At 46.5% G+C, this 1,124-nt stretch carries 2 protein-coding genes; both read left to right on the forward strand.

The annotated features are described in order from the left end of the window. On the forward strand, nt 1-594 hold a 594-nt coding region (locus RT143_RS12160; protein WP_313093341.1), incomplete at its 5' end, for an enoyl-CoA hydratase-related protein. A 63-nt stretch (nt 595-657) separates the two neighbouring features. Then, nucleotides 658-1,124 (forward strand): alpha/beta fold hydrolase (locus tag RT143_RS12165; protein ID WP_313093343.1); only part of this gene is annotated, 467 nt, incomplete at its 3' end.

A 1,124-nucleotide genomic window follows, 5' to 3' on the forward strand; every position in this document is an offset into this window, starting at 1 on the left:
CTTGATTTGATTGAGCTGCAAGACAAGGTACTATCAGGTATTTTTGATTATCCGAACGACTGTATAGACCCTTGGGGTGTGTCAGGTATGCAACGCACTAAACCTTACGTTGTTGCGGTACAAGGGCTTTGTTTTACGGCGGGTATCGAGCTGATGCTCAATGCCGACATTGTGATTGCCAGTGATGACAGCCGCTTTGCCCAAATGGAGGTGCAACGAGGCTTGATGCCGTTTGGTGGGGCAACCATCCGTTTTGTACAAACGGCAGGTTGGCAAAAAGCCATGCCTTATTTGCTCACTGGCGATCGCTTTGATGCCGCCACGGCAGATGCGATGGGATTGGTCAGCCAAGTAGTACCTAAAGGCGAGCAGTTTGCCGTCGCACTTAAGATTGCCACACAGATTAGCAGCCATTCTGCCCCTCTAGCCGTCAAACGTTTATTACAATCTGCCAAACAAGGGACTGAGCAAGATCCTAAAACTGCCTTTGCCAATGTCCTTGGTTACTTACCAGATTTGTTTTTATCCCAAGACTTTGCAGAAGGTGTCGCATCCTTAAGAGAGAAGCGAACAGCCCAGTTTCAAGGCAAGTAAATAGATGACTAAGGCCAATGCCTAGTTTATAGACGCATTTTATCAACCAGTGAATTGTGACTTATGACACCTACTTTTGAACACTTCACCCAAAGAGATTTTACCATTGTAGCAGCCGATGGCTTTGCATTGGCAGCCACAAGCTATGAGCCTGAAGAGTATAAAGCCACGATTGTGATCGCAGGGGCAACGGGTGTGCCACAAAAATTTTACCAAAGATTTTCTAGGTTTGCCGCAGACAATGGCTATCGCACAGTGACATTTGATTATAGGGGCATTGCTCGATCTAAGGTAGCGAGGCTTAAAGGCTTTAAAGCAAGTTTTCTTGATTGGGCTAGGTTAGATTTGGCGGCAGTGATTGATGAAATTGCCACAGGTGAAACCCCAACCTTTATCGTTGGACACTCATTTGGTGGTCATGCCTTTGGACTTCTGCCCAACCATTATAAAATTTCGGGTATGTATGTCTTTGCCACGTGTTCAGGGTGGCGTGGATGGATGACACGCCGAGAATCGATGCGCGTTAATTT

It is taken from the genome of Moraxella sp. CTOTU48268 (assembly GCF_032069585.1).
GTDB lineage: Bacteria > Pseudomonadota > Gammaproteobacteria > Pseudomonadales > Moraxellaceae > Faucicola > Faucicola cinerea.